The sequence below is a fragment of the Ruegeria sp. CG3 genome, assembly GCF_056537205.1.
In genome coordinates this window covers 2,501-6,025 of sequence record NZ_JBQFRC010000008.1, presented here as the reverse complement: position 1 = coordinate 6,025, position 3,525 = coordinate 2,501, and the positions used below count along the sequence as shown (strand labels likewise).

General features: G+C 53.7%; 1 tRNA gene and 2 rRNA genes. All 3 read right to left on the bottom strand.

What is annotated here, in order from left to right:
- Positions 1-2: 2 nt before the first annotated feature.
- Positions 3-79 (bottom strand) — tRNA-Met (locus ACR0NB_RS18850).
- A gap of 86 nt (positions 80-165) precedes the next feature.
- Positions 166-280: ribosomal RNA gene (gene rrf, locus ACR0NB_RS18845) — 5S ribosomal RNA — on the bottom strand.
- 227 nt (positions 281-507) lie between these two features.
- A 23S ribosomal RNA gene (locus ACR0NB_RS18840) occupies positions 508-3,334 on the bottom strand.
- Positions 3,335-3,525 lie beyond the last annotated feature (191 nt).

The window sequence follows — 3,525 nt, the reverse complement described above, 5'->3', positions numbered from 1 at the left end:
TTTGGTTGCGGGAGCAGGATTTGAACCTGCGACCTTCAGGTTATGAGCCTGACGAGCTACCGGGCTGCTCCATCCCGCGACACTTTGGGTTGGTCTGTTGCCTATTTGGCTGTTTGAGACCTGGTCGTGTTTTTTGATCGTTTTAGAGAGGGGGGATTTTTCTAGGTTTGGCGGTGACCTACTCTCCCGGGGCTTGAGCCCAAGTACCATTGGCGCTGCAGTGCTTAACTTCCGGGTTCGGGATGGGACCGGGTGTTTCACTTGCGCTATGACCACCAAACCGAGGAAAATCCCCGTCGCTCTTTTTGCGTTGCAAAAAGGCGACGCGCGGGAGGCGGCGTATTCGCTTGCGAATGCGCGTTCCCGCACGGTTGTTGTGTCACCCCTTGCGGGGTTTCACATCAATCAACGTTGTCCAACTCAAGGTCAGTGTATGCTTTTGGTCTTGTTTGATCGCCTACCGCTTCGCTACTTGAGGCGGTGAGCTTTGTCTTTCTGTTACTGGATCAAATCAAGCCTATCGGGCGATTAGTACCGGTCAACTGAACGCATTGCTGCGCTTACATCTCCGGCCTATTGACGTGGTGGTCTTCCACGGCCCTCAGGGAGACCTTGTTTTGAGGGGGGCTTCCCGCTTAGATGCCTTCAGCGGTTATCCTGTCCGATCATAGCTACCCTGCACTGCCGTTGGCACGACAACAGGTCCACCAGTGGATCGTTCACCCCGGTCCTCTCGTACTAGGGGCAACTCCTCTCAAGTCTCCTACACCCACGGCAGATAGGGACCGAACTGTCTCACGACGTTCTAAACCCAGCTCACGTACCTCTTTAAACGGCGAACAGCCGTACCCTTGGGACCTGCTCCAGCCCCAGGATGAGATGAGCCGACATCGAGGTGCCAAACACTGCCGTCGATATGGACTCTTGGGCAGTATCAGCCTGTTATCCCCGGCGTACCTTTTATCCGTTGAGCGATGGCCCTTCCACTCGGGACCACCGGATCACTATGGCCGTCTTTCGACTCTGCTCGACTTGTCAGTCTCGCAGTCAGGCTGGCTTCTGCCATTGCACTCAACGAGCGATTTCCGACCGCTCTGAGCCAACCTTCGCGCGCCTCCGTTACGCTTTAGGAGGCGACCGCCCCAGTCAAACTACCCGCCACGCAGGGTCCCGGATCCGGATAACGGACCGCGGTTAGACATCAAGAATGCAAAGGGTGGTATCTCAAGGGAGGCTCCACAGGAACTGGCGTCCCTGCTTCGAAGCCTACCACCTATCCTGCACATTGCAGTCCTGATGCCAGTGCGAAGCTGTAGTAAAGGTGCACGGGGTCTTTCCGTCTAACCGCGGGAAGCCTGCATCTTGACAGGCAATTCAATTTCGCTGAGTCGATGTTGGAGACAGCGGGGAAGTCGTTACGCCATTCGTGCAGGTCGGAACTTACCCGACAAGGAATTTCGCTACCTTAGGACCGTTATAGTTACGGCCGCCGTTTACCTGGGCTTCAATTCAAGGCTCTCACCTCTCCTTTTAACCTTCAGGCACCGGGCAGGCGTCAGACCCTATACGTCGTCTTGCGACTTCGCAGAGCCCTGTGTTTTTAATAAACAGTCGCCACCCCCTGGTTTGTGCCCCCAGCCCCTAGTTGCCTAGGAACCGGGCCTCCTTCTCGCGAACTTACGGAGGTATTTTGCCGAGTTCCTTCAACATCGTTCTCTCAAGCGCCTTGGTATGCTCTACCAGTCCACCTGTGTCGGTTTAGGGTACGGTCTGATGGAGGGCTATTTCCAGGAACCACTCAGCAGCCCAATCAATCCGATAAGATTGAACTACACCTGTGATCCGTCACATCCTCCTGGCCCAGGAATATTAACCTGGTTCCCATCGCCTACGCCTTTCGGCCTCGGCTTAGGGGCCGGCTTACCCTGCTCAGATTAGCTTTAAGCAGGAACCCTTGGACTTTCGGCGAGAGTGTCTCTCACACTCTTTGTCGCTACTCATGTCATCATTCTCACTAGTGATCTCTCCACCGGATCCCTCACAGGCCGGCTTCATCGAAAGATCCTCGCCTCCAATATCCCCGAAGGGATCAAGGAGGCATGGATCTATGTCACACTACGCTCTGCTACCATGCCTTACGGCATCCTAAGCTTCGGCTCATGGCTTGAGCCCCGTTACATCTTCGCCGCAGGACAACTTGTTTAGACCAGTGAGCTGTTACGCTATCTTTAAAGGATGGCTGCTTCTAAGCCAACCTCCTGGTTGTTTTGGTCGTCCCACCTGCTTTCCCACTTAGCCATGAATTGGGGGCCTTAGCTGTAGGTCAGGGTTGTTTCCCTCTCCACTACGGACGTTAGCATCCGCAGTGTGTCTGCCATCTAGTACTCCCGGGTATTCGGAGTTTGGTTAGGATCAGTAAGCCTGTGGGGCCCCATTACCCATCCAGTGCTCTACCCCCCGGGGTATTCGGATGACGCTCTACCTAAATAGATTTCGCAGAGAACCAGCTATCTCCGAGTTTGATTGGCCTTTCACCCCTAGGCACAGCTCATCCCGATCCTTTTCAACGGATGTGGGTTCGGTCCTCCAGTGCGTGTTACCGCACCTTCAACCTGGCCATGCCTAGATCACTCGGTTTCGGGTCTGATCCCACGAACTCATACGCCCTATTAAGACTCGCTTTCGCTACGCCTACACCTAACGGCTTAAGCTTGCTCGTGAGACCAAGTCGATGACCCATTATACAAAAGGTACGCCGTCAGCTCGCTAGGAGCCTCCGACTGATTGTAGGCGTTCGGTTTCAGGTACTGTTTCACTCCCCTCGTCGGGGTGCTTTTCACCTTTCCCTCACGGTACTGGTTCGCTATCGGTCAGCAAGGAGTACTTAGCCTTCGAAGGTGGTCCTCCGATCTTCAGACAGAATTTCACGTGTTCCGCCCTACTTAATACGTCCGTCAAAGCTTCGAATACGGGGCTGTCACCCGCTATGGCCATGCTTCCCAACATGTTCTTCTCACTTATCCGGCTCGGCTGGTCCCCGTTCGCTCGCCGCTACTAGGGGAGTATCAATTGATTTCCTTTCCTCCGGGTACTTAGATGTTTCAGTTCCCCGGGTTTGCCCTTAAAACCCTATGTATTCAGGTCTTAAGTACCTGTTTAAACCCCATATTGAGTATCAAAGATAACAATATGAAGCTTTCAGGTGGGTTGCCCCATTCAGAGATCCATGGATCAAAGCTTATTCTCAGCTCCCCATGGCTTATCGCAGAGTATCACGTCTTTCATCGCCTCTTGCTGCCAAGGCATTCACCAAACGCCCTTCTCGCGCTTGATTTGATCCAGAAAGAGAAAGACTTGATATTGGCACTACCGCCTATTCGGCTACTTGAGTGCGTTTGACCGCACACAACCAAAGCTGCGCTAGTAATCAAATCAATCACGACCGCCCAGCTGGTAACTAAAGGCGATCTTTCTTCTGAACCAAAAGCATACTTTCCCGCCTTCCATCCTGGAACCCGCGCTGCC